Origin of the sequence: Streptomyces sp. NPDC096339, assembly GCF_044762985.1 — a bacterium.
Classification (GTDB): Bacteria; Actinomycetota; Actinomycetes; order Streptomycetales; family Streptomycetaceae; genus Streptomyces.
In genome coordinates this window covers 48526-66952 of sequence record NZ_JBIWFI010000004.1, presented here as the reverse complement: position 1 = coordinate 66952, position 18427 = coordinate 48526, and the positions used below count along the sequence as shown (strand labels likewise).

21 protein-coding genes are annotated in these 18427 nt (G+C 72.8%); 8 read left to right on the top strand and 13 right to left on the bottom strand.

Annotation, left to right across the window (positions count from 1 at the left end; all coding sequences use genetic code 11):
- Window positions 1–30: 30 nt before the first annotated feature.
- The gene (phoU, locus tag ACIQ5Y_RS08630; protein ID WP_403876735.1) at window positions 31–708 is read left to right on the top strand and encodes a phosphate signaling complex protein PhoU; all 678 of its coding nucleotides are present in this window, start codon (window positions 31–33) and stop codon (window positions 706–708) included.
- A 151-nt stretch (window positions 709–859) separates the two neighbouring features.
- On the top strand, window positions 860–1009 hold the full coding sequence (locus ACIQ5Y_RS08625) for a hypothetical protein (protein ID WP_167350612.1): 150 nt from the start codon (window positions 860–862) through the stop codon (window positions 1007–1009).
- Between the two features lie 88 nt (window positions 1010–1097).
- Here the strand turns inward: ACIQ5Y_RS08625 and ACIQ5Y_RS08620 are convergent, their stop codons facing one another.
- Together ACIQ5Y_RS08620 and ACIQ5Y_RS08615 are read right to left on the bottom strand one after the other, a co-directional pair.
- Entirely contained in the window at window positions 1098–1460 is a 363-nt protein-coding gene (locus ACIQ5Y_RS08620; protein WP_403876732.1) for a hypothetical protein, read from the bottom strand.
- A 164-nt stretch (window positions 1461–1624) separates the two neighbouring features.
- Window positions 1625–2383 carry a phosphoglyceromutase gene (locus tag ACIQ5Y_RS08615; protein ID WP_403876729.1) on the bottom strand — a complete coding sequence of 253 codons (759 nt, stop codon included), beginning with the start codon at window positions 2381–2383 and terminating at the stop codon, window positions 1625–1627.
- Window positions 2384–2535: 152 nt separating this feature from the next.
- Here ACIQ5Y_RS08615 and ACIQ5Y_RS08610 point away from each other — a divergent pair, with 152 nt between their 5' ends.
- On the top strand, window positions 2536–3852 hold the full coding sequence (locus tag ACIQ5Y_RS08610) for an MDR family MFS transporter (RefSeq protein ID WP_403876727.1): 1317 nt from the start codon (window positions 2536–2538) through the stop codon (window positions 3850–3852).
- 13 nt (window positions 3853–3865) lie between these two features.
- On the opposite strand, the gene ACIQ5Y_RS08605 is transcribed toward ACIQ5Y_RS08610, so the two are convergent.
- Both ACIQ5Y_RS08605 and mshA read right to left on the bottom strand, forming a co-directional pair.
- Complete coding sequence (locus ACIQ5Y_RS08605; protein WP_403876724.1) at window positions 3866–4360, bottom strand: YbjN domain-containing protein; 495 nt, start codon at window positions 4358–4360, stop codon at window positions 3866–3868.
- On the bottom strand, window positions 4353–5735 hold the full coding sequence (mshA, locus tag ACIQ5Y_RS08600; RefSeq protein WP_403876721.1) for a D-inositol-3-phosphate glycosyltransferase: 1383 nt from the start codon (window positions 5733–5735) through the stop codon (window positions 4353–4355). Before mshA ends, ACIQ5Y_RS08605 begins: the two co-directional genes overlap by 8 nt.
- 233 nt (window positions 5736–5968) lie before the next feature.
- Between mshA and ACIQ5Y_RS08595 the strand changes: the two genes are divergently transcribed.
- From ACIQ5Y_RS08595 to ACIQ5Y_RS08585, 3 genes are all read left to right on the top strand, one after another.
- Window positions 5969–6808: a class I SAM-dependent methyltransferase gene (locus ACIQ5Y_RS08595; protein ID WP_403876718.1), complete on the top strand. Its 840-nt coding sequence runs from the start codon at window positions 5969–5971 to the stop codon at window positions 6806–6808.
- A gap of 251 nt (window positions 6809–7059) precedes the next feature.
- On the top strand, window positions 7060–8100 hold the full coding sequence (locus ACIQ5Y_RS08590) for an NlpC/P60 family protein (RefSeq protein WP_403876715.1): 1041 nt from the start codon (window positions 7060–7062) through the stop codon (window positions 8098–8100).
- Between the two features lie 993 nt (window positions 8101–9093).
- Entirely contained in the window at window positions 9094–10446 is a 1353-nt protein-coding gene (locus tag ACIQ5Y_RS08585) for a PP2C family protein-serine/threonine phosphatase (RefSeq protein WP_403876712.1), read from the top strand.
- 23 nt (window positions 10447–10469) lie between these two features.
- Here ACIQ5Y_RS08585 and ACIQ5Y_RS08580 read toward each other — a convergent pair whose 3' ends face one another.
- The 3 genes from ACIQ5Y_RS08580 to ACIQ5Y_RS08570 form a co-directional block, all read right to left on the bottom strand.
- A complete protein-coding gene (locus ACIQ5Y_RS08580) occupies window positions 10470–10811 on the bottom strand; it encodes a DUF2516 family protein (protein WP_403877456.1) in 342 nt (113 codons plus the stop codon).
- Window positions 10812–10929: 118 nt separating this feature from the next.
- Window positions 10930–11487: a hypothetical protein gene (locus ACIQ5Y_RS08575; protein ID WP_403876709.1), complete on the bottom strand. Its 558-nt coding sequence runs from the start codon at window positions 11485–11487 to the stop codon at window positions 10930–10932.
- 18 nt (window positions 11488–11505) lie between these two features.
- On the bottom strand, window positions 11506–11913 hold the full coding sequence (locus ACIQ5Y_RS08570) for a helix-turn-helix domain-containing protein (protein WP_403876706.1): 408 nt from the start codon (window positions 11911–11913) through the stop codon (window positions 11506–11508).
- A gap of 166 nt (window positions 11914–12079) precedes the next feature.
- Here ACIQ5Y_RS08570 and ACIQ5Y_RS08565 point away from each other — a divergent pair, with 166 nt between their 5' ends.
- Complete coding sequence (locus tag ACIQ5Y_RS08565) at window positions 12080–12556, top strand: hypothetical protein (protein WP_403876704.1); 477 nt, start codon at window positions 12080–12082, stop codon at window positions 12554–12556.
- A gap of 164 nt (window positions 12557–12720) precedes the next feature.
- Here ACIQ5Y_RS08565 and ACIQ5Y_RS08560 read toward each other — a convergent pair whose 3' ends face one another.
- The 4 genes from ACIQ5Y_RS08560 to ACIQ5Y_RS08545 form a co-directional block, all read right to left on the bottom strand.
- Window positions 12721–13488: a putative protein N(5)-glutamine methyltransferase gene (locus ACIQ5Y_RS08560; protein ID WP_403877453.1), complete on the bottom strand. Its 768-nt coding sequence runs from the start codon at window positions 13486–13488 to the stop codon at window positions 12721–12723.
- A 24-nt stretch (window positions 13489–13512) separates the two neighbouring features.
- Window positions 13513–14364 (bottom strand): sigma factor-like helix-turn-helix DNA-binding protein, encoded by an 852-nt coding sequence (locus ACIQ5Y_RS08555; RefSeq protein ID WP_403876701.1) that lies wholly within the window; start codon window positions 14362–14364, stop codon window positions 13513–13515.
- A gap of 80 nt (window positions 14365–14444) precedes the next feature.
- Window positions 14445–15689, bottom strand: coding sequence for a GNAT family N-acetyltransferase (locus tag ACIQ5Y_RS08550; RefSeq protein WP_403876699.1), 1245 nt, complete (start codon window positions 15687–15689; stop codon window positions 14445–14447).
- Window positions 15690–15764: 75 nt separating this feature from the next.
- Window positions 15765–16349 (bottom strand): AmfC protein, encoded by a 585-nt coding sequence (locus ACIQ5Y_RS08545; protein ID WP_403876696.1) that lies wholly within the window; start codon window positions 16347–16349, stop codon window positions 15765–15767.
- A gap of 136 nt (window positions 16350–16485) precedes the next feature.
- On the opposite strand from ACIQ5Y_RS08545, the gene dtd reads away from it, so the two are divergent.
- Window positions 16486–16911 (top strand): D-aminoacyl-tRNA deacylase, encoded by a 426-nt coding sequence (gene dtd, locus ACIQ5Y_RS08540; protein ID WP_403876693.1) that lies wholly within the window; start codon window positions 16486–16488, stop codon window positions 16909–16911.
- An 18-nt stretch (window positions 16912–16929) separates the two neighbouring features.
- Here the strand turns inward: dtd and ACIQ5Y_RS08535 are convergent, their stop codons facing one another.
- Complete coding sequence (locus ACIQ5Y_RS08535) at window positions 16930–17898, bottom strand: YgfZ/GcvT domain-containing protein (protein ID WP_403876690.1); 969 nt, start codon at window positions 17896–17898, stop codon at window positions 16930–16932.
- A gap of 21 nt (window positions 17899–17919) precedes the next feature.
- Window positions 17920–18384, bottom strand: coding sequence for a Fur family transcriptional regulator (locus ACIQ5Y_RS08530; RefSeq protein WP_403876687.1), 465 nt, complete (start codon window positions 18382–18384; stop codon window positions 17920–17922).
- Between the last annotated feature and the right edge of the window lie 43 nt (window positions 18385–18427).

Sequence of the window (18427 nt, the reverse complement as noted above, 5' to 3'; positions counted from 1 at the left end):
TATCAGTAGGTCGAGAGAGGGACACGAGACATGCGCGACGCGTACCACGAGGAACTGGACTCGATCGGGGAAGGCCTGGTCGAGATGGCCCGGCTCGTCGGTTCCGCGATCGGGCGGGCCACGACGTCCATGCTCGACGCCGACCTGAAGCTCGCCGAGAGCGTCATCGCCTCCGACCAGAAGGTCGACGACCTCCAGCACGACCTGGAGGCGCGTGCCATCGCCCTGCTGGCCCGCCAGCAGCCGGTCGCCACCGACCTGCGCATCGTCGTGACCTCGCTGCGCATGAGCGCCGACCTGGAGCGCAGCGGCGACCTGGCCCAGCACGTGGCCAAGCTCGCCCGGCTGCGCTTCCCGGACACGGCGGTGCCGCGGGACCTGCACGCCACGATCCTGGAGATGGGTCAGCTGGCGCAGCGCCTGATGGCGAAGGCGGCCGAGGTCATCATCACGAAGGACGTCGACCTGGCGCTCCAGCTGGAGCAGGACGACGACGAGATGGACCAGCTGCACCGCACGCTCTTCCAGCACCTGATGGACGACCGCTGGAAGCACGGCATCGAGACGGCGGTCGACGTGACGCTGCTGGGCCGCTACTACGAGCGCTTCGCCGACCACGCGGTGTCGGTGGCCAAGCGCGTGGTCTACCTGGTGACGGGTGAGCACGCGGACGAGCTCCAGCAGCCGACGGTCGTCGACGGCGTCTGACCGGAGCCCCGGCCGGCGCGTGACCGGCGTCCGGTCCGCGCCGGGGGTACTCGGGTCCCTGCGCCAATGCGCCGTTGACGCGCCGGTGTGGCTGGGCATGAATGAGGCGAAGGCAGCACGACATCCCGTTCGTCGCCTGCGAGGAGGATCCATGCCCGATTCCCCCGTCCCCATCACCCCGGAGCAGGAACAGCCGCCGAAGCCGGAGCCGCTGCGGCTCCCTCTGCTGGCGGCCTGCGGCTGCGGCTCGGGCTGCGGCTGCGGCTGCCAGTCCGGCGCCCCCTGCCAGTGCGGCGGCTGACCGCCGCCCGTGCGTGCGCGCGCGAGGGCCCCGTCCGTTTCCGCGGACGGGGCCCTCGCGCTTTCGCTGGTCGGAGGGGCGGCCGTTGCTAGGGGGCGATGTCGATGCGCGCGGCACCACCCGGGAGGACGGGGGCGGCCTGCACGGTGCGCTTCGGGGCGGCCGGGGCGGCGGGCATGGCCGGGGCGGCGGCGGGGGCGGCCGGGGCGGCGGCGGGCGCGGCGGCGGGGGCGGCGAGCGGCGTCAGCAGCGGCTCCGCCTGCTGGAGCGTGGTCGAGCCGCCGTTGGTGACGACGACCGCCGGGTTGCTCAGGACCCGCGAGACGTTCAGGTCCGAGATGTTGAGGTTGTCGATGAGGTCGAGGAGCGGGTCCGCCTGCGCGGGGGCGCCACCGGCCAGCAGGACGACGCCGGCGAGGGCGCCGACCGCGGAGAATCGATTGATCTTCATGCCGGGAAAACGCCGGTACACGGCCCCCGGTCACCGCTCCCGGCCCGCCGTCCCCCGTTCGGCCGCACCGATCCCCCCGTCCGGCCCCCGCACCGCACCGACGTGCGTCAAGCCCCCGCCCTACGGGTGAAACCGCAGGTCGGGGGCTTGTTCGCGCCTGTGGGTTACTTCTTGCCCTGGTTCTTGACGGCCTCGATGGCGGCCGCGGCGGCCTCCGGGTCGAGGTAGGTGCCGCCCGGGTTGAGGGGCTTGAACTCGGCGTCCAGCTCGTAGCTGAGCGGGATGCCGGTCGGGATGTTCAGGCCCGCGATGTCGGCGTCGGAGATGCCGTCGAGGTGCTTGACCAGGGCGCGCAGCGAGTTGCCGTGCGCGGCGACCAGGACGGTGTGGCCGTCGAGCAGGTCCGGGACGATCGAGTCGTACCAGTACGGGAGCATGCGGACGACGACGTCCTTGAGGCACTCCGTGCGCGGGCGCAGCTCCGGCGGGATCGACGCGTAGCGCGGGTCCTCGGACTGCGAGAACTCCGAACCGTCGGCGAGGGCCGGCGGCGGGGTGTCGTAGGAGCGGCGCCACAGCATGAACTGCTCCTCGCCGAACTCGGCGAGGGTCTGGGCCTTGTCCTTGCCCTGGAGGGCGCCGTAGTGGCGCTCGTTCAGGCGCCAGGAGCGGTGGACGGGGATCCAGTGGCGGTCGGCTGCCTCCAGCGCGAGCTGGGAGGTGCGGATCGCGCGCTTCTGCAGGGACGTGTGGACCACGTCGGGGAGCAGGCCGGCGTCCTTGAGCAGCTCACCGCCGCGGACCGCCTCCTTCTCGCCCTTCTCGTTGAGATTGACGTCCACCCAGCCGGTGAACAGGTTCTTCGCGTTCCACTCGCTCTCGCCGTGGCGGAGGAGGATCAGCTTGTACGGTGCGTCGGCCATGCGTACGAGCCTAATGGACGTTCGGGGGCGCCCGCTCGCGCCGTACGCGGGCCCCCGATTGACGGTCCGCGTCAATCGAGTGGCGCCCGGAGACCTCCACTCGTAACGTGCGTTCAGGTCGAGCGACACTTACTTTTCCGGGGGGATTCCTTATGTCCGTTGCCAGCGTCAGACGGGCCGCCCGGGAGAGCGTGTCGGGTCTGCCGACGGAGTTCTGGTGGCTGTGGGCGAGCACCCTGGTCAACCGTCTCGGGGCCTTCGTCGCCACCTTCATGGCCTTGTACCTGACCCTGGACCGGGGCTATTCGGCCTCCTTCGCGGGACTTGTGGTCGCCCTCCACGGGCTCGGCGGGGTGATCTCGTCCCTGGTCGCCGGTGTGATGACCGACCGGCTCGGCCGGCGGCCGACGATGCTGGCCGCCAACGTGTCGACCGCCCTGTCGGTGGCGCTGCTGGGCTTCATGGAGCACCCCGCGGCCATCGCCGCGGTGGCCCTGCTGGTCGGCATGGCCTCGAACGCGTCCCGTCCGGCGGTGCAGGCGATGATGGCCGACATCGTGCGGCCCGAGGACCGGGTACGGGCGTTCGCGCTGAACTACTGGGCGATCAACCTCGGTTTCGCCGTCTCCTCCACCGTCGCCGGTTTCATCGCCGAGTACAGCTACCTCGCCGGCTTCCTGGGCGAGGCGGCGCTGACGCTGCTCTGCGCGCTCCTCGTCTACCTGAAGCTGCCCGAGTCTCGGCCCGTGAAGGACGACGCCTCGGCGGCGGCCGCGGAGCCCGAGGTCGGGCTGGGCGCGGTGCTGCGCGACGCACGGTTCATGGGGGTCGTGGGGCTGTCGTTCCTGATCTCGCTGATCTTCATGCAGGGCTCGTTCGGCCTGCCGCTGGCGATGGGGGCCGCGGGCTTCTCCACCGGCGACTACGGCCTGGTCATCGCGGTGAACGGCGTGATGATCGTGCTGCTCCAGATCCCGGTGACGCGGTTCATCGAGCACCGGGACCCGCAGAGGCTGCTGGTGGTCTCCGCCCTGCTCGCGGGGTACGGGTTCGGGCTGACGGCCTTCGGCGGTTCCGTCGGGGCGCTCGCGCTGACGGTGTCCGTGTGGACGCTGGCCGAGATCATCAACTCGCCGACCCAGATGGGCCTGGTCGTGCGGCTGTCGCCGGTCCACGCACGGGGCCGCTACCAGGGCATGTACACGCTGTCGTGGGCGGTGGCCTCGCTGGTCGCGCCCCTGCTGGCCGGGTGGGTCATCGACCGCTTCGGGGCGCAGTGGCTGTGGGGGACGACGGCGGTCCTGGGCACGGTCGCGGGGCTCGGGTACTGGGCGCTGATGCGCCGGCTCCCCGCGGGAGACTCTGATGCGGATGCGGATGCGGATGCGGATGCGGACGCGGACGCGGGAGCCGCCGGTGGCGGCACCCCGCCGAAGGCCGTACCGCTTCCGGCCGCCACCGAGGCGTAGGGCCTGTCACGCGCTACGACGGCTGCGTCAGGTGCTTGAAGGCGTCGAGGTTGAAGGTCGGTTCGCCGCGGGAGACGCGCCACTCGTACTCGCGGCGGATCGCGCTCGCGAAGCCCAGCTCCAGCAGGGTGTTGAAGGCTCCGTCGGCCGCCTCCAGGACGGTGCCGAGGAGGCGGTCCAGGTCCTCCGGGTTCACCACCGACAGCGGCAGCCGGCCCGTGAGGTAGACGTCCCCGAGCCGGTCCACCGCGTAGCTCAGCCCGTACAGCTTGAGGTTGCGCTCCAGCAGCCAGCGGTGGACACCGGCCTCGTTCTCGTCGGGGTGGCGGATCACGAAGGCGTTGACCGACAGGGAGTGCCGGCCGATCCGGAGCGAGCAGGTCGTGCTCAGCTTGCGGGTGCCGGGGAGCTGGACGACGTACGAGCCCGGCTCGGGGCTCTCCCAGTTCAGCTCCGCGCCGGTCAGGGCGCTCTCGACGATCGCGGTGATCTCGGCGGTGTCAGCCATGGTGGGAGCGTACGCGACGGCGGTGATCGTGCATCGCCGCCGTGTACACGTCGGCCGTGGCGCTGGCGGCGGTGTCCCAGCCGAAGAACTGCGCGTGCCGGGCGGCCTGCCCGCCCATCCGGTCGGTGAGCGCGGGCTCGTCGACGAAGCGCCGCAACTGCCGCGCGTAGTCCACCGGGTCGTGGCCGGGTACGAGGATGCCCGTGACCCCGTCGTCGACGGCGACGGGCAGTCCGCCGACCGCGGCGGCGAGCACCGGGGTGCCGGCGGCCTGGGCCTCTATCGCGACGAGCCCGAAGGACTCGTTGTACGAGGGCATGACCAGCACGGACGCGGCCCGGAACCAGTCCGCGAGGCCGTCCTGCGCGACCGGCGGGTGGAAGTGCACGAGGTCGGCGATGCCGAGCTTGGCGGCGAGCTTCTGCAGCCCCTCCGGCTTGGCCAGCCCGCTCCCGCTCGGTCCGCCGACGACGGGGACGAAGAGGCGGCGGCGCAGCGAGGGGTCCTGGTCGACCAGGACGGCGACGGCCCGCAGCAGTATGTCGGGGGCCTTCAGGGGCTGGATGCGGCCCGCGAAGAGCGGGATGACGGCGTCCTGCGGCAGCCCGAGGCGGGCGCGGGCGGCGGCCCGGCCGTCGCCGACGGTGAAGCGGTCGAGGTTCACGCCGGGGTGGACGACGGCCACCTTGGCGGGGTCGGCCTCGTAGTGCCGTACGAGCTCGTCGGCCTCCTCGGCGGTGTTCGCGATGAGGCGGTCGGCGGCGGCCACGATCTGCGTCTCGCCTATGACACGGGCGGCGGGCTCGGGGGTGTCCCCCTCGGCGAGCGCGGCGTTCTTGACCTTCGCCATGGTGTGCATGGCGTGCACGAGCGGCACGCCCCAGCGCTCGGCGGCGAGCCAGCCGACGTGGCCGGAGAGCCAGTAGTGGGAGTGGACGAGGTCGTAGTAGCCGGGGCGGTGGCCGGCCCAGGCCTGCATCACGCCGTGCGTGAAGGCGCACAGCTGGGCCGGGAGCTCCTCCTTGGCCAGGCCTTCGTACGGTCCGGCGTCCACGTGCCGCACGAGGACTCCGGGGGCCAGCTCGACCACGGGAGGCAGCCCGCCGGTGGTGGCCCGGGTGAAGATCTCGACCTCGATGTTGATCGCCGCGAGGCGCCGGGCCAGCTCCACGATGTAGACGTTCATCCCGCCGGCGTCGCCGGTGCCGGGCTGGTGCAGCGGTGAGGTGTGCACGCTGAGCATGGCGACGCGGCGCGGCTTGCGGTGGCCTCCGACGGCGGCCGGCAGGCGCAGCCGCGGCGGCTCGTGGCGACCCGCGCGGGCGGCGAGGCGGCCGCCGATACTGCCGCCGATGCGGGACACGTACTGGCTCAAGGGAGCAGTTCCTCTCGCTCGGACGACGCTCGGACTGATCGGACGGACTTGTACGGCCGGCGGGCATGCCGACGGGAGCGCACGGGGCGCCCTTCAAGGAGTGCAACCCGGATGGCGGTCCCGCGCATTCCGGGATGGCCGGGAATTCCGCGATTTTTCTTGCGGAGGGCGTGGTGCTGCTGCGCCGAGGCCCGGTTTTCCCGCGGTGGGGGCGCTCCGCTTAACCTCGGCTCATGGCCTCCCGCAGCACCCCGTCCCCCTCGCCCAGCCGTGGCTCCGGCCAGAAGCAGGGCCGCCCCGTGGGCAGGGTGACGCGCGGGACGACCAACCCGAACCGGTTGCGCCGCATGGACCGCTGGATGGCGGCCGCGCACGGGGCGGCGCTGCGGCGGGCGGACGCGCCGGTCGCCGTCGACCTCGGCTACGGGGCCGCGCCGTGGACGGCGGTCGAGCTGCTGACGCGACTGCGGGAGGCGGCGCCCCGGGTGCGGGTGGTCGGCATCGAGATCGAGCCGGCGCGGGTCGCGGGGGCGAAGCCGTACGAACGGGAGGGCCTGAGCTTCCGGCACGGCGGCTTCGAGGTGCCGCTGGAGGGCGGGGAGCGCCCTGCGCTGATCCGCGCGGCGAACGTGCTGCGCCAGTACGACGAGGAGCAGGTCGCGGAGGTCTGGGCGCGGCTGTGCGCGCGGCTGGCCCCGGAGGGCCTGCTGGTGGAGGGCACCTGCGACGAGATCGGGCGGCGGCACGTGTGGGTGGCGCTGGGCCCGGAGGGGCCGCGCACCGTGACGTTCGCGACCCGGCTGGGCTCCCTGGACCGGCCCTCGGACCTGGCGGAGCGGCTGCCGAAGGCGCTGATCCACCGGAACGTGCCGGGCGAGCCGGTGCACGCGTTCCTGCGCGACTTCGACCGGGCGTGGGCGGCGGCCGCCCCGTACGCCTCCTACGGGGCGCGGCAGCGCTGGATCCGGACGGCGCGGGACCTGGCCGCCGACTGGCCGCTGGCCGACGGTCCGGGGCGGTGGCGGCAGGGGGAACTGACGGTGCGCTGGGAGGCCTTGCGCCCGGTGGGGTGAATACGGCGGGCCGGGGAACCGGTGATCCGGGTGGCCCGTTGAGTCGTCAGGGGTGGGGGCGCTCAAATGAATCCGGTCTGACCTGTCCGATCCGGCCGGCCATCCACAAGGGTGTTGGAATTCACCGACTCGTGACACCATCCCGAAGGCGATGACAAGTTACTGATGGATAGTCAGTTATGGAGTCTGGGGGGACCATGGGGGCCGTGAGGCAAAGGCGTGGCGCGAGCGCTCTCGTACTGCTGTGTGCGATGGCGATATTGACCGCGCCGGGCCTCGCGACGGGCATGGCACACGCGGCACCGTCCGCGCCCGCCGCGCCCGCCGCGCCCGCCGCGCCCGCGCCGGAACCGGGGGCCAAGTCCCTGGAGCAGGTCCACGCGGAGATAGAGGACCTCTACCACCAGGCGGGCGCCGCCACCGACGCCTACAACCAGGCCGAGGCCGAGACCAAGGCCCAGTCGGAGAAGATCGTCGAGCTCGCCAACCTGATCGTGGCCGGGCAGTCGAAGATCGACACCCTCAAGAGCCGCGCGGGCGCCGCCGCCCGCGCCCAGTACCGCTCGGGCGGCCTGCCCCCGGGCGCGCAGCTGGCGTTGAGCGGAAGCCCGACGCAGTTCCTCGACGGAGCGGGCCGGTTGCGGCAGGGCGAGAAGGCCACCTCCAGCATGCTCTCCGAACTGGACAGCACCCAGAACGACTTGCGGCGGTACGCGGCGGACGCGAGCGCGCGGTGGGCGATCCTGGAGGCCAACCGGGTCAAGCAGGAAGCCGCCAAGAAGGAGATCGAGGGGAAGATCAAGGCGGCGGAGGAGCTGGAGAACAAGCTGCAGGCCGAGGAGAAGGCCCGGCTGATCCAGCTCGAACAGGAAGCGCTGTACAAGGCACAGACGGCGTGGCTGTCGACGGGCGCGCTGAAGGACCTCAACGCCACGGCGACGGACGCGGGCAAGCGGGCCGTGCAGTTCGCCACCGCGCAGATCGGCAAGCCGTACGTCTGGGGCGCCGAGGGTCCGGGCTCGTACGACTGCTCGGGACTGACCTCCCAGGCCTGGCGGGCGGCGGGCAAGGGCATCCCGCGCACCTCGCAGGAGCAGTTGCGGCTGCTGCCGAAGGTCGCGCTGAAGGACATGCGGCCCGGCGATCTGATCATCTACTTCGACGACGCGAGCCACGTCGCGATGTACATCGGCGACGGCGCGATGGTCCACGCCCCCCGCCCGGGCCGCAACGTCACGATCGCGGGAGCGGGCTCCATGCCGATCAAGGCAGTGGTCCGACCCGACGCGTAGCCCTTGGCCCTGCGGGCGGCTCGGCGATCACACTGGGCCCGCACGCCACTGCCCTGCGGGCGGCTCGGCGATCACACTGGGCCCGCACGCCACTGCCCTGCGGGCGGCTCGGCGATCACACTGGGCCCGCGCGCCACTGCCCTGCGGGCGGCTCGGCGCGGGGCTCCTGCCCGGGGCGCCGGGCACTTGAGAACCGGGTCCGGGCGGAGCCCCGGCCTCTCCGGCGCCCGCCGGGCACGTCCAGCCCGTCCGGCGTTTGAGGACCGGGTCCCCCTCCAGCCTCGCCGGCGTTTGAGGACCGGGCCCCCATCCAGCCTCGCCGGCGATTGAGGCGCGGGGGTCTGGGGGCGGAGCCCCCGGGACGGGTCCGGGGCGGAGCCCGGGGAACGGTGGAAGGGCGGGTAGGGGACGGCTCCGCGCAGCGGCACCCCGGGGCGGCCCGCACGCGGCGGCACCCCCGGGGCGGCCCGCACGCGAGGGGCCGCCGGGGCCGGGCGCGCGCCGGGGCACCTCCTCGGGCGTCGAACGGTTCGAGGCGGTGAAGAGGGGAAGCGGGGTGCGTTCGACGCCCTGCGGGGGCGCCCCACCGCACACCCGACCCCGACGGCGCGGGAGCACGGGGCCGCGGCGGACACACCGGCGGGACGGTACGGGGTCGCGGGGGCGCCCCGGCACGGGAGTGCGGGGCCGCGGGGACACCCCGGCCGGCACGCGCGCACGGCCCCGACGGCACGCAAGATGGGGGCGATATCGGGCGAATGGTCCGCATCGTCGGGAACGAGGCAACCAACTCGGGCCCGGACACGTCTCGCCAGACGGGACGGACAACGGTCCCGCCGTGACGTTTGTCATCCAGTGAGACCGAATTTCCCCCGTGATGACGGCATATGCCGGAGCTCCCGATCCACAACGGCATTCCGCTCGCCCGGCCCGGCAGCTAGGGTCTGCCGGACGAGCGCACCATCCTCGGGGGGAGGGAAGGAACCGGAGACGATGCCCGTACCCGTACCGAGGCAGCGGGAGATCACTGCCGAGGCGAGCGGTCAGGCCGTTGTACACACGGCCACCACCACCGCGGGCGCCACCGTCGCCACCGGCACGGCCACGGCCACAGCCACGGCCACGGCCACGGCCACCGCGACGGCGACCCCGCACTCGAGCCCCCTGACCCTCCTCCTCATCGAGGACGACCCGGCCGGCGGCCTCACCGTCCCCGAGATCCTCGATTCCGACGGGCACCGCATCCGGCTCCGCACCGCCCGCAACCTCGTCGAGGCCGAGCGCCTGCTCACCCCCGACGTGCACTGCATCCTGCTCGACCTGTCCCTCCCGGAGACGAGCCCCCGGGCAGCGGCGACGGCCACCGCCGTCGACCAGCTCGCGATCCTGCGCCAGGTACTGCGCCTCGCCCCCCGCCACGCCGTGCTCGTCCTCACCTCCGAGGCGGACGCCGAGCGCGCCGCCGAGGCCGTCCGGGTCGGCGCCCAGGACTTCCTCTTCCGTGACGAGCTGGACGGCCGGCTGCTGAGCCGCGCCATCCGCTACGCGGTGGAGAGAAAGCGGGCGGACATCGCCCAGTACAAGCTTGCAGAATCGAAACTGCGGGCCCAGGAGAACGCCCGCCTGGAGCGCGGCCTGCTCCCCACGCCGCTCCTCGAAGGCTCGGACCTCCGCTTCGCCGCCCGCTACCGCCCCGGCCGCAGCCGGGCCCTCCTCGGCGGCGACTTCTACGACGCCGTCCGCACCCCCGACGGCACCGTCCACGCCATGATCGGCGACGTCTGCGGCCACGGCCCCGACGAGGCCGCCCTCGGCGTCGAGCTCCGCATCGCCTGGCGCGCCCTGACCCTGGCCGGTCTGTGCGGCGACGACCTGCTGGCCACCCTCCAGGAGGTCCTGGAGGTGGAGCGCCCGTGCGAGGAGATCTTCGCGACGCTGTGCACGGTCGACATCTCCCCCGACGGCCGGCACGCGGGCCTGTGCCTGGCCGGCCACCCGGCCCCGCTGGTGTCCAGGCCGGGCCGCCCCGCGCGCCTGCTCCCGTACGAGAACAGCGGCCCGGCACTCGGACTGCTGCCGCGCGCCCGCTGGCCGCGCCGCCAGGTCGAGCTCGGCGGCACGTGGAGCCTGATGCTCTACACGGACGGCCTGATCGAGGGCAGGATCGGCGAGGGCAAGGAGCGCCTCGGGCAGGACGGCATGGTCGAGATGATCAACCGGCACCTGGGCCGCGGTCTGAGCGGAGAAGGCCTGTTGGAGGCGTCCGTCACCGAGGCCCGCCGCCTCGCCGGCGGCGAACTCACCGACGACGTGGCCGTGGTCCTGCTCTCACGCACCGAGACCTGAGAGCCGGAACCCGGCCCCGTGGCCTACCGCCCGCCGTTGTAGGGCCCGTATGGCCCGTCGCTGCTGCTGCCACCGCTGCGCCGGCCGCCGCCCGAGACCTGCTTGAGGGCCGGGCGGACGTCGACGAGGAACACGATGGTCGCGACCAGTCCGGCGATCGTCAGGAACAGCATCGACGCCAGGAAGAAGTCCACCAGGACCGTGACGCCGAGGATGACCAGCCAGAAGGTCTTGGTCTGCTTGTCGGCCGCCCGGTAGGCGTCCTCGCGCGCCAGCAGCGCGAACACGAAGGCCACGACGGCGAGCGCCAGCATGGCGAACCCGAGCAACGGGAGCACCCCGTTATCGAACCCGTTCATCAGCATCGCTTCGACCGCCTTCTTCTCCGCCTGCGCATACCTGCGCAATCCACGCTACCGGCACCCGTGCCCTCATGAACCACAACGGGCCGGACACCCTCCAGGTGCCCGGCCCGCCGCGCCCTTACGCTTCGGCCGTGGCCTTCTTCGCCGTGCTCTTGCGCGCGGGGGCCTTCTTGGGGGCGGCCTCGGCCTCCGGCTCCGCGCCGGCCTCCGCGGCGGGCGCCGCCTCGGGCGCGGGCTCCACGGCCACGGCGATGTCGACGATCTCCTCGGAGACCTCGCCCCGCCAGGCGCGCACGGCCTGCTCACCGTGCTCGGCGACCTTGTCGTAGGTCTCCTTGGCGCGAACGGCGTACTCCGCGGCCACGCCGACCCCGCGCAGCGCCAGATCCTGGGCGGTCTCCCCGAGCTTCTTGGGGTCGATCGCGCCGAGCACCTCGGCGACCTTGGCGGTGACCGCCTCCTGCGCCTCCTTGGCCGCTTCCTTCGCCTTCTCCTGCACGACCTTCGGGTCGGTGTTCTTCACGGCCTCGATCCGCGCGGGGGCCTCGGCACGCAGCTGCTCGATGAGCCCCGGCACCTTCTTCGCCTGCTGCACCGCGAGGTCCGCGGTGCCGGCGGCGAAGTAGAGCGGGGTGGGGTCGGTGAGGGTCTTCTTCAGGTCATCGGCGATGGCCATGTGGCTGGTCCTCCCGGATCAATTCCAGTTCGTCTTCGGCGGCATCTCGTCACTGTCGCTCGGCGCCCCGGCCTGCGCATCGAGCGCGTTCTCCTTGCGGAACGACTCGTAGATCTGGAGCAGCACCTGCTTCTGCCGCTCGTTGATGGACGGGTCGGCGAGGATGACGGCCCGCGTCTCCACCTCGTCCCGGTCCCGCTCATCCAGGATCCCGGCTTGCACGTACAGCGTCTCCGCGGAGATCCGCAGCGCCTTGGCCAGCTGCTGGAGGATCTCCGCGCTCGGCTTGCGCAGCCCGCGCTCGATCTGGCTCAGGTACGGATTCGACACCCCCGCCGCGTCGGCCAGCTGCCGCAGCGAAAGCTGGGCCTGTCGACGCTGCTCACGGAGGTACTCGCCGAGGTTTCCGACGTTGAGCGATGCCATGCCCCTACCCTGCCCCACCCTGCTAACTTTTGCAAGCAGACGCTTGCAGCATCTCCCACCCGTATCGATGCCGGAAAACCCTCGCCACCACGCCGGATCGACCCCGATCATGGGACGCCGCGCGGGCAGGGGCCCGCGCATCACACCGAACGCGAGGGAGAACTCCATGAACACGACACCCGACAACCTGCCCCCGTACCCCGGACCCTCGCCGATACCCGGCTACGGGCCGGTCCCGGTCGAGATGCCGAAGAAGGTCACGACCCTGCGCGTTCTCCTGTTCGTCATGGGTGGCCTCAATACGCTGGGCGGCCTGCTGGTCTTCGCCGCCGCGGACGCCACCACCAGCGGAGCGCTGAAGGAGAGCGCCGAGTTCGGATCCGCGCCCACGCTCTACGCCATCGGTGTCATCGCCCTGGCCCTGGCCGCCGCGGCGATCACCCTCGGCGCGCTCTGCCGCAACGGCAAGAACGGCGTACGGATCGCCGTACTCGTCCTCGGCGGGCTCGTCGCCGTCAACGCCGTGGTGAGCCTCCTCAGCGGGGAGGGCGCCAACGGCGTCGGCATCGCACTCTCGGCCTTCCTGATCATCAATGCGAACAGTGACGAAGCCAAGCAGTGGTTCAACCGCCCCCGCTTCTGAACCCGGTGGCCTGAACAGGGCCCGCAGCGGTCCGCGGGCCCCCGCCGGCGGCGTTCAGCCGCTGAGCCGAGCGTCAGGGCCACCACCGCGGGGGGCCGCGTACATGACGGGGAACAGGAGAAGGACGTGACAGCCCCGCCGAAACGGTTTTCCGCGCACCCCGATCAGGCCTCGGCGATGACCACCGTCGCGTAGAACTCCTCCGAGGTGGCCACCCGCGCCCTGAGGCCCGCCGAGGTGAGGGCCGCCGCCGTCGACGGCGACTGGCGGGCGCTCGTCTCGATCAGCAGGCGGCCGCCCGGGGCCAGCCAGCGCGGGGCGCCCGCCGCGACCCGGCGGTGGATGTCCAGGCCGTCCGCGCCCCCGTCCAGGGAGACCCGCGGCTCGTGGTCCCTCGCCTCGGGCGGCATGAGGCCGATCTCCTCCGTGGGCACGTACGGGGCGTTGACCACCAGCACGTCCACCCGGCCGAGCAGGGAGGCGGGGAGCGGCTCGTACAGGTCGCCCTCCCACACCGTGCCTCCGTACGGGGCCACGTTGCGCCGCGCGTACGCCAGCGCCGCCGGGTCCACGTCCGCCACGTGCAGCTCCACCCCGCCCGGGGTCCGCGCCGCCACCGCCGCGCCCAGGGCGCCGACCCCGCAGCACAGGTCGAGCACCACCGCGCCGGGCCGGGCGAGCGCCACCGCCTCCTCCACGAGGAACTCGGTGCGCCGGCGGGGCACGAAGGCCCCCTCGCCCACCTCCATGCGCAGCCCGCAGAACTCCGCCCACCCCACGACGTGTTCCAGCGGTTCACCGCCCACCCTGCGGGCCAGCAGCTCCGCCAGGTGGGCGTCGTCCCGGGCGGCCCCGCCCAGCAACTCCGCCTCTTCCTCGGCGAAGACGCAGCCTGCCGCGCGCAGGGCTTCCACCAGTGACACCGGTGACATCGAGTGCGTCAAGTAGATCTTTCCTCAGTTGTCGATGGATGTGACGTCCAGGGCGGCCAGCCGGGCCGGATCCGCCGAGATGTCGATGGCGACGATACGGTCGTCGCCCACCGTGAAACCCATGGCCGCCACCGTCCTGCCCCCGGGCGGGATCGTGACGGCCCCCGGTACGCCGTTCACCAGCGCGGGCCGCGCGTACGGGGCCAGTCGCTGGAAGGTGAGCGCCTGCCGGGCCACCGCGCCCGCGCCCACCGCCGTCTCCGCCTCGTCCACCCGCAGCACCACGTCCGGGTCGAGCACCGCGGTCAGGTCCTCGAAGCTGCCCTCCCGGGCCGCCGCGAGGAACGCCTCGACGATCTCCCGCTGTCGGAACGGGTCCGCCTCCGGCTCCGGCACCCCGCCCCGCACCCGCCGCCGGGCCCGGATCGCCAACTGCCTGGCCGCCTCCGGACTGCGCTCCACGATCGGCGCGACCTCCTCGAACGGCATCCCGAACAGGTCGTGCAGTACGAACGACAACCGCTCCGCGGGCGCGAGCTGGTCCAGTACGACGAGCAGCCCGAGCGCGACCGAGTCCGCGAGCAGCCCCTCCCGCTCCGGCCGGCCGGAGGGGAGCACGAGTACGCCGGCCCGCGCCCGCAGCCGGTCGAGGCAGACCCGGGCGACGACACCGGTCAGCCAGCCGGCGTCGGCGTGTTCCACCAGCCGCCGGACCTCCTGGAGCGCCTCCCGCGCCTCGTCCGCCGAGCCGAGCATCCGTTCGGCCACCGCCAGCAGTCGCCCGCGCCGCTCCTCGAACCGCGCGGCGAGGTACTCCCCGTCGCCCGTCCCGCCCGTCCCGCCCGTGTCGCTCGTACCGCTCGTACCGCTCCCCATCGCCCCGGCTCCTCTCGCCCGTTGTCACACTGACCGCTCGGAGCCGGCGAACGTGACGGACCGGACGCGGCGGCGAGGGCTCAGAAGACGTCCGGGCACCACGGCCGGCGGGCCGTGCGGAACACCGCGTCCGCCAGCTCCACCGCCCCCGGCCGCAGCTCGCTCACCCGGCCGAGCGCGGCCAGCCGTACCGCCGACTCGTCGCCCAAGTAGAGCGAGCCGAGCGCGGACACGTCCAGGCTCAGCTCCGCCGGCCGCTCCGTCCGCTCGCACGCGCCGGTGCCCGCGTCCAACCGGTAGCGGCCGTCCGACAGGCCCGCCGCGTCCGCGACCTCCAACACGAGGGTCCCCGGTACGGCGTACGTCCGCGCACCCAGGGCCCGTACGACGTCCAGCAGCCGCACCCACAGGAAGTCCGCGGCGGTGACGATCCGCGCCGAGCGCGGGTCGGGCAGCATCTGGGGGACCAGGTCGTCGGGGGCCCGGTAGCCGGTACGGACCCTGGTCACCCAGTCGATCGAGCACAGGAACTGCCACAGCGCCCGCTCCGCCTGCGGGGTGACGGCGATCAGGTCCTTGACCCGCACGGTGTTCTGCGGGACCTTCGCGTCCGTCCAGTGGTCGTCGGCCCCGTACGCGGCCAGCCCCGCCACCTCACCGGCCGCCGTGCGGTACACCGCGAAGAACTGCTCCTTGTACGGGCGGTACGACATCTCCTCCAGGCCGGTCGCCAGGTTCCACCAGCGCTCGTTCCGGTTCACGGCGCCGTGCGTGCGCGCCCGCAGCCGTTCGTGCAGCTCCGGACCCACCCGCCGGACCTCGGCCGCGTCGACCAGATCGATCCGACCGCCGTCCACAGGCGCGGCGAGGCGCGGGTCCAGTCCGGTGCGCGGTACGTCGATCTCCCATTCCGAGACGGAGGCCGCGGGGCCGTACCCGTACCGCCCGTAGATCGGGTACTCGGCGGCGATCAGCGTCGACAGCACGTCGCCGCGCGCCTTCGCGGCGGCCAGCTCGTCGGCCATCATCCGGGACAGCAGCCCCTGGCGGCGGTGCGTGGGCAGCACGCCGACGTTGGAGACGGCGCTGGAGGGGACGAACGCCCCGCCGGGCACGGTGAGTTCCTGTGCGAAGGAGCGGAAGGCGGCGACGCAGCGGCCGGTTTCGGAGTCGAACGCGCCCACCGTCCGGGTGAAGTCGTTGTGCTTGGCCCGCTGGGCCACGTCGGAGTCGGTGACACGGGCGGTGGTCAGGAAACCGGTGTTCACGGTCCGCAGCCACTCGGGGAGTTCGGATTCGGCGATCGGCCGGACGTCAGCACTCATAGCCGCCCACGCTAATAGCCGGCCCGGCGCCCGGTCGCCCGGATTTCCGCCCGGCGCCGCGCCGCCCTGCCGTCCCTACGCCAGCAGGTCGTCCACCTGCGCCTCTCCCTCCCGGTAGCGCCGGGTGATCTCCGCGCTGCAGTCGTCCACCGTCCGCTGGAGCTGCTGCCGGCGCCGCGAGACCTGCTGCTCGTAGCGCACGAGCTTGCCCATCCCCTCGTACAGTTCACCGTCCGTGCGGGCACTGAGGTCCGACAGCTCGACGTCGGCCAGCATCTCCGCCGCCAGCAGCCGGTACTCCTCGCCGTGCGGGGTGCCGAGCGTGACGTGCCGGGCGGAGGCGCTGCGGCTGGAGGGGGCGTCGGCGAGGATCTCCGAGAGCCGGTCCAGCCGGTCCACCACCGGCGCCCCGGGGTCGGCGCGCCGGGCGAGTTCGGCCCGCAGGATGTCGATGCGGCCCTGGAGCAGCCGCCGTACGTAGCTCAGATCGGCCTCGTCGCGCTGCGCGTCCCGGCGCAGCGCGCGCAGTTCCGGCAGCCCGAGCTCGCTGGTGGGGTCCTCCGGCCCCGGCTGTTCGCCGGTGCGCTGCGCGGGCGGTCGTACCGCGGCAGCTGCGACGGAGGCGGGTGATGCAGGTACGGAGGTACCAGAAGTATTCATACGAACGGGTCCGTCCCCTCGACCGGTGCGGCGCACCCGCACCGCCTGCGTGCATCGTGCCACTCTCCGTGGTCCCGACGCAGTCGTACTCCACCCGATCGGCCCCGGACGGGTGCAAGGCTGGTACACAGGTGGTATGCGAGCTGTGGTGCAGAGGGTGGACGGCGCGAGCGTCGTCGTGGGCGGCGAGACCGTGGGCGAGATCGTCGGCGAGGGGCTGTGCGTGCTGGTGGGGGTGACCCACGACGACACCCCGGAGAAGGCGGCGCTGCTGGCGCGCAAGCTGTGGTCGGTGCGGATCCTGGAGGCCGAGAAGTCCTGTAGCGACGTGGGCGCCCCGCTGCTGGTGATCTCCCAGTTCACGCTCTACGGCGACGCCCGCAAGGGCCGCCGCCCCACCTGGAACGCGGCGGCGCCGGGCCCGGTGGCCGAGCCGCTGGTGGACGAGGTCGTGGCACAGCTGCGGGCGCTGGGCGCGACGGTGGAGACGGGCCGGTTCGGCGCGGACATGCGGGTCTCGCTGACCAACCACGGCCCGTTCACCATCGTCATCGACATCTAGTGCTCTGACGCGCGGGGATCACGGCGCTACGACGACCTCCTGCGCGGCGGCCGTACCGGCGACCAGCAGCGGCGCGTCCACCGGCACGTTCCGCTTGACCAGCGCGAGCGCGATCGGGCCGAGCTCGTGGTGGCGTACGGCGGTGGTCACGAAGCCCAGCTGGCGGCCCTCCTCCCCGTCGGCGGCGAGCCGGACGGGAGCGCCGTGCGCCGGGAGGACCACCTCGGAGCCGTCCAGGTGCAGGAAGACCAGGCGGCGCGGCGGCTTCCCCAGGTTGTGGACGCGGGCCACCGTCTCCTGACCCCGGTAGCAGCCCTTCTGGAGGTGGACGGCGGTGCCGATCCAGCCCAGCTCGTGCGGGATGGTCCGGTGGTCGGTCTCCAGGCCGAGCCGCGGGCGGTGCGCCTCGACGCGCAGGGCCTCGTACGCGAGGAGCCCGGCGGCCGGGCCGTGCGCCGCGGCGAAGGCCTCCAGCTCGGCACGGGGCAGGAAGACGTCACGGCCGTGCGCGGTCTCCCGGACGGTGAACTCCTTGGGCACCTCGGCGATGGACCCGGCCGGCAGGTGCACGACGGCGAACTCGTCGGTGCGGTCGGCGATTTCGACGCGGTAGAAGAACTTCATCGCCTCCAGGTAGGCGAGCAGCTCCCCCTGGGTGCCGGGTTCCACGTGCGCCCACGTGGTCTCGCCGTCGTCGACGAGGTACAGCGCGTGCTCGATGTGGCCGTTGGCGGAGAGGATCAGCGCCTCGGTGGCCTGGCCCGCGGGCAGTTCGGTGAGGTGCTGGGTGAGCAGCAGGTGCAGCCAGCTCAGCCGCTCCGGCCCGCTGACGGTGACAACTCCGCGGTGCGAGAGGTCGACGAAGCCGCGGCCGTCGGCGAGCGCGCGCTGTTCGCCGTACAGCTCGCCGTAGTGGGCGGCGACGCCCTCGTCGCGGCCTTCGGCCTGCACGGCGCCGGGGAGGTGGAGCAAGGGGCTGCTGGTCATGGGACCAAGCGTACGACTCCGCTACGCGTGGCCGTCATGGTGTTTGGCGGAACACTTCTTGCACAGGCCGAAGATCGCGAAGTGCTTCATGTCGGTCTCGAAACCGAAGGTGGCGCGCAGCTTCGCGGTGAAGTCGGCGGCGATGTCCACGTCCGCCTCGATGACGTCCGCGCAGTCGCGGCAGACGAGGTGGATGTGGTGGTGCCGGTCCGCGAGGTGGTAGGTGGGGGCGCCGTGCCCGAGGTGGGCGTGCGAGACGAGGCCCAGTTCCTCCAGGAGCTCCAGCGTGCGGTAGACGGTCGAGATGTTGACCCCGGAGGCGGTCTTGCGCACCTGGGCGAGGATCTCGTCCGGAGTGGCGTGCTCCAGTGCGTCGACGGCTTCCAGCACGAGCTGGCGCTGCGGTGTCAGCCGGTATCCGCGCTGCCGCAGGTCGCTCTTCCAGTCGGTGCCCTCGGGGCTCTCGGCGCTCTCGGTGCTGACCACCCCGCCAGTGTAAGCGCGTGAAGGGGACCGGGGGCGAGCCCCG

Coding starts and splice junctions, on each gene's coding strand:
- phoU (WP_403876735.1), top strand. CDS start 31: ATGCGCGACGCGTACCACGAGGAACTGGACTCGATCGGGGAAGGCCTG.
- ACIQ5Y_RS08625 (WP_167350612.1), top strand. CDS start 860: ATGCCCGATTCCCCCGTCCCCATCACCCCGGAGCAGGAACAGCCGCCG.
- ACIQ5Y_RS08620 (WP_403876732.1), bottom strand. CDS start 1,460: ATGAAGATCAATCGATTCTCCGCGGTCGGCGCCCTCGCCGGCGTCGTC.
- ACIQ5Y_RS08615 (WP_403876729.1), bottom strand. CDS start 2,383: ATGGCCGACGCACCGTACAAGCTGATCCTCCTCCGCCACGGCGAGAGC.
- ACIQ5Y_RS08610 (WP_403876727.1), top strand. CDS start 2,536: ATGTCCGTTGCCAGCGTCAGACGGGCCGCCCGGGAGAGCGTGTCGGGT.
- ACIQ5Y_RS08605 (WP_403876724.1), bottom strand. CDS start 4,360: ATGGCTGACACCGCCGAGATCACCGCGATCGTCGAGAGCGCCCTGACC.
- ACIQ5Y_RS08595 (WP_403876718.1), top strand. CDS start 5,969: ATGGCCTCCCGCAGCACCCCGTCCCCCTCGCCCAGCCGTGGCTCCGGC.
- ACIQ5Y_RS08590 (WP_403876715.1), top strand. CDS start 7,060: ATGGCGATATTGACCGCGCCGGGCCTCGCGACGGGCATGGCACACGCG.
- ACIQ5Y_RS08585 (WP_403876712.1), top strand. CDS start 9,094: ATGCCCGTACCCGTACCGAGGCAGCGGGAGATCACTGCCGAGGCGAGC.
- ACIQ5Y_RS08580 (WP_403877456.1), bottom strand. CDS start 10,811: ATGCTGATGAACGGGTTCGATAACGGGGTGCTCCCGTTGCTCGGGTTC.
- ACIQ5Y_RS08575 (WP_403876709.1), bottom strand. CDS start 11,487: ATGGCCATCGCCGATGACCTGAAGAAGACCCTCACCGACCCCACCCCG.
- ACIQ5Y_RS08570 (WP_403876706.1), bottom strand. CDS start 11,913: ATGGCATCGCTCAACGTCGGAAACCTCGGCGAGTACCTCCGTGAGCAG.
- ACIQ5Y_RS08565 (WP_403876704.1), top strand. CDS start 12,080: ATGAACACGACACCCGACAACCTGCCCCCGTACCCCGGACCCTCGCCG.
- ACIQ5Y_RS08560 (WP_403877453.1), bottom strand. CDS start 13,488: ATGTCACCGGTGTCACTGGTGGAAGCCCTGCGCGCGGCAGGCTGCGTC.
- ACIQ5Y_RS08555 (WP_403876701.1), bottom strand. CDS start 14,364: ATGGGGAGCGGTACGAGCGGTACGAGCGACACGGGCGGGACGGGCGGG.
- ACIQ5Y_RS08550 (WP_403876699.1), bottom strand. CDS start 15,689: ATGAGTGCTGACGTCCGGCCGATCGCCGAATCCGAACTCCCCGAGTGG.
- ACIQ5Y_RS08545 (WP_403876696.1), bottom strand. CDS start 16,349: ATGAATACTTCTGGTACCTCCGTACCTGCATCACCCGCCTCCGTCGCA.
- dtd (WP_403876693.1), top strand. CDS start 16,486: ATGCGAGCTGTGGTGCAGAGGGTGGACGGCGCGAGCGTCGTCGTGGGC.
- ACIQ5Y_RS08535 (WP_403876690.1), bottom strand. CDS start 17,898: ATGACCAGCAGCCCCTTGCTCCACCTCCCCGGCGCCGTGCAGGCCGAA.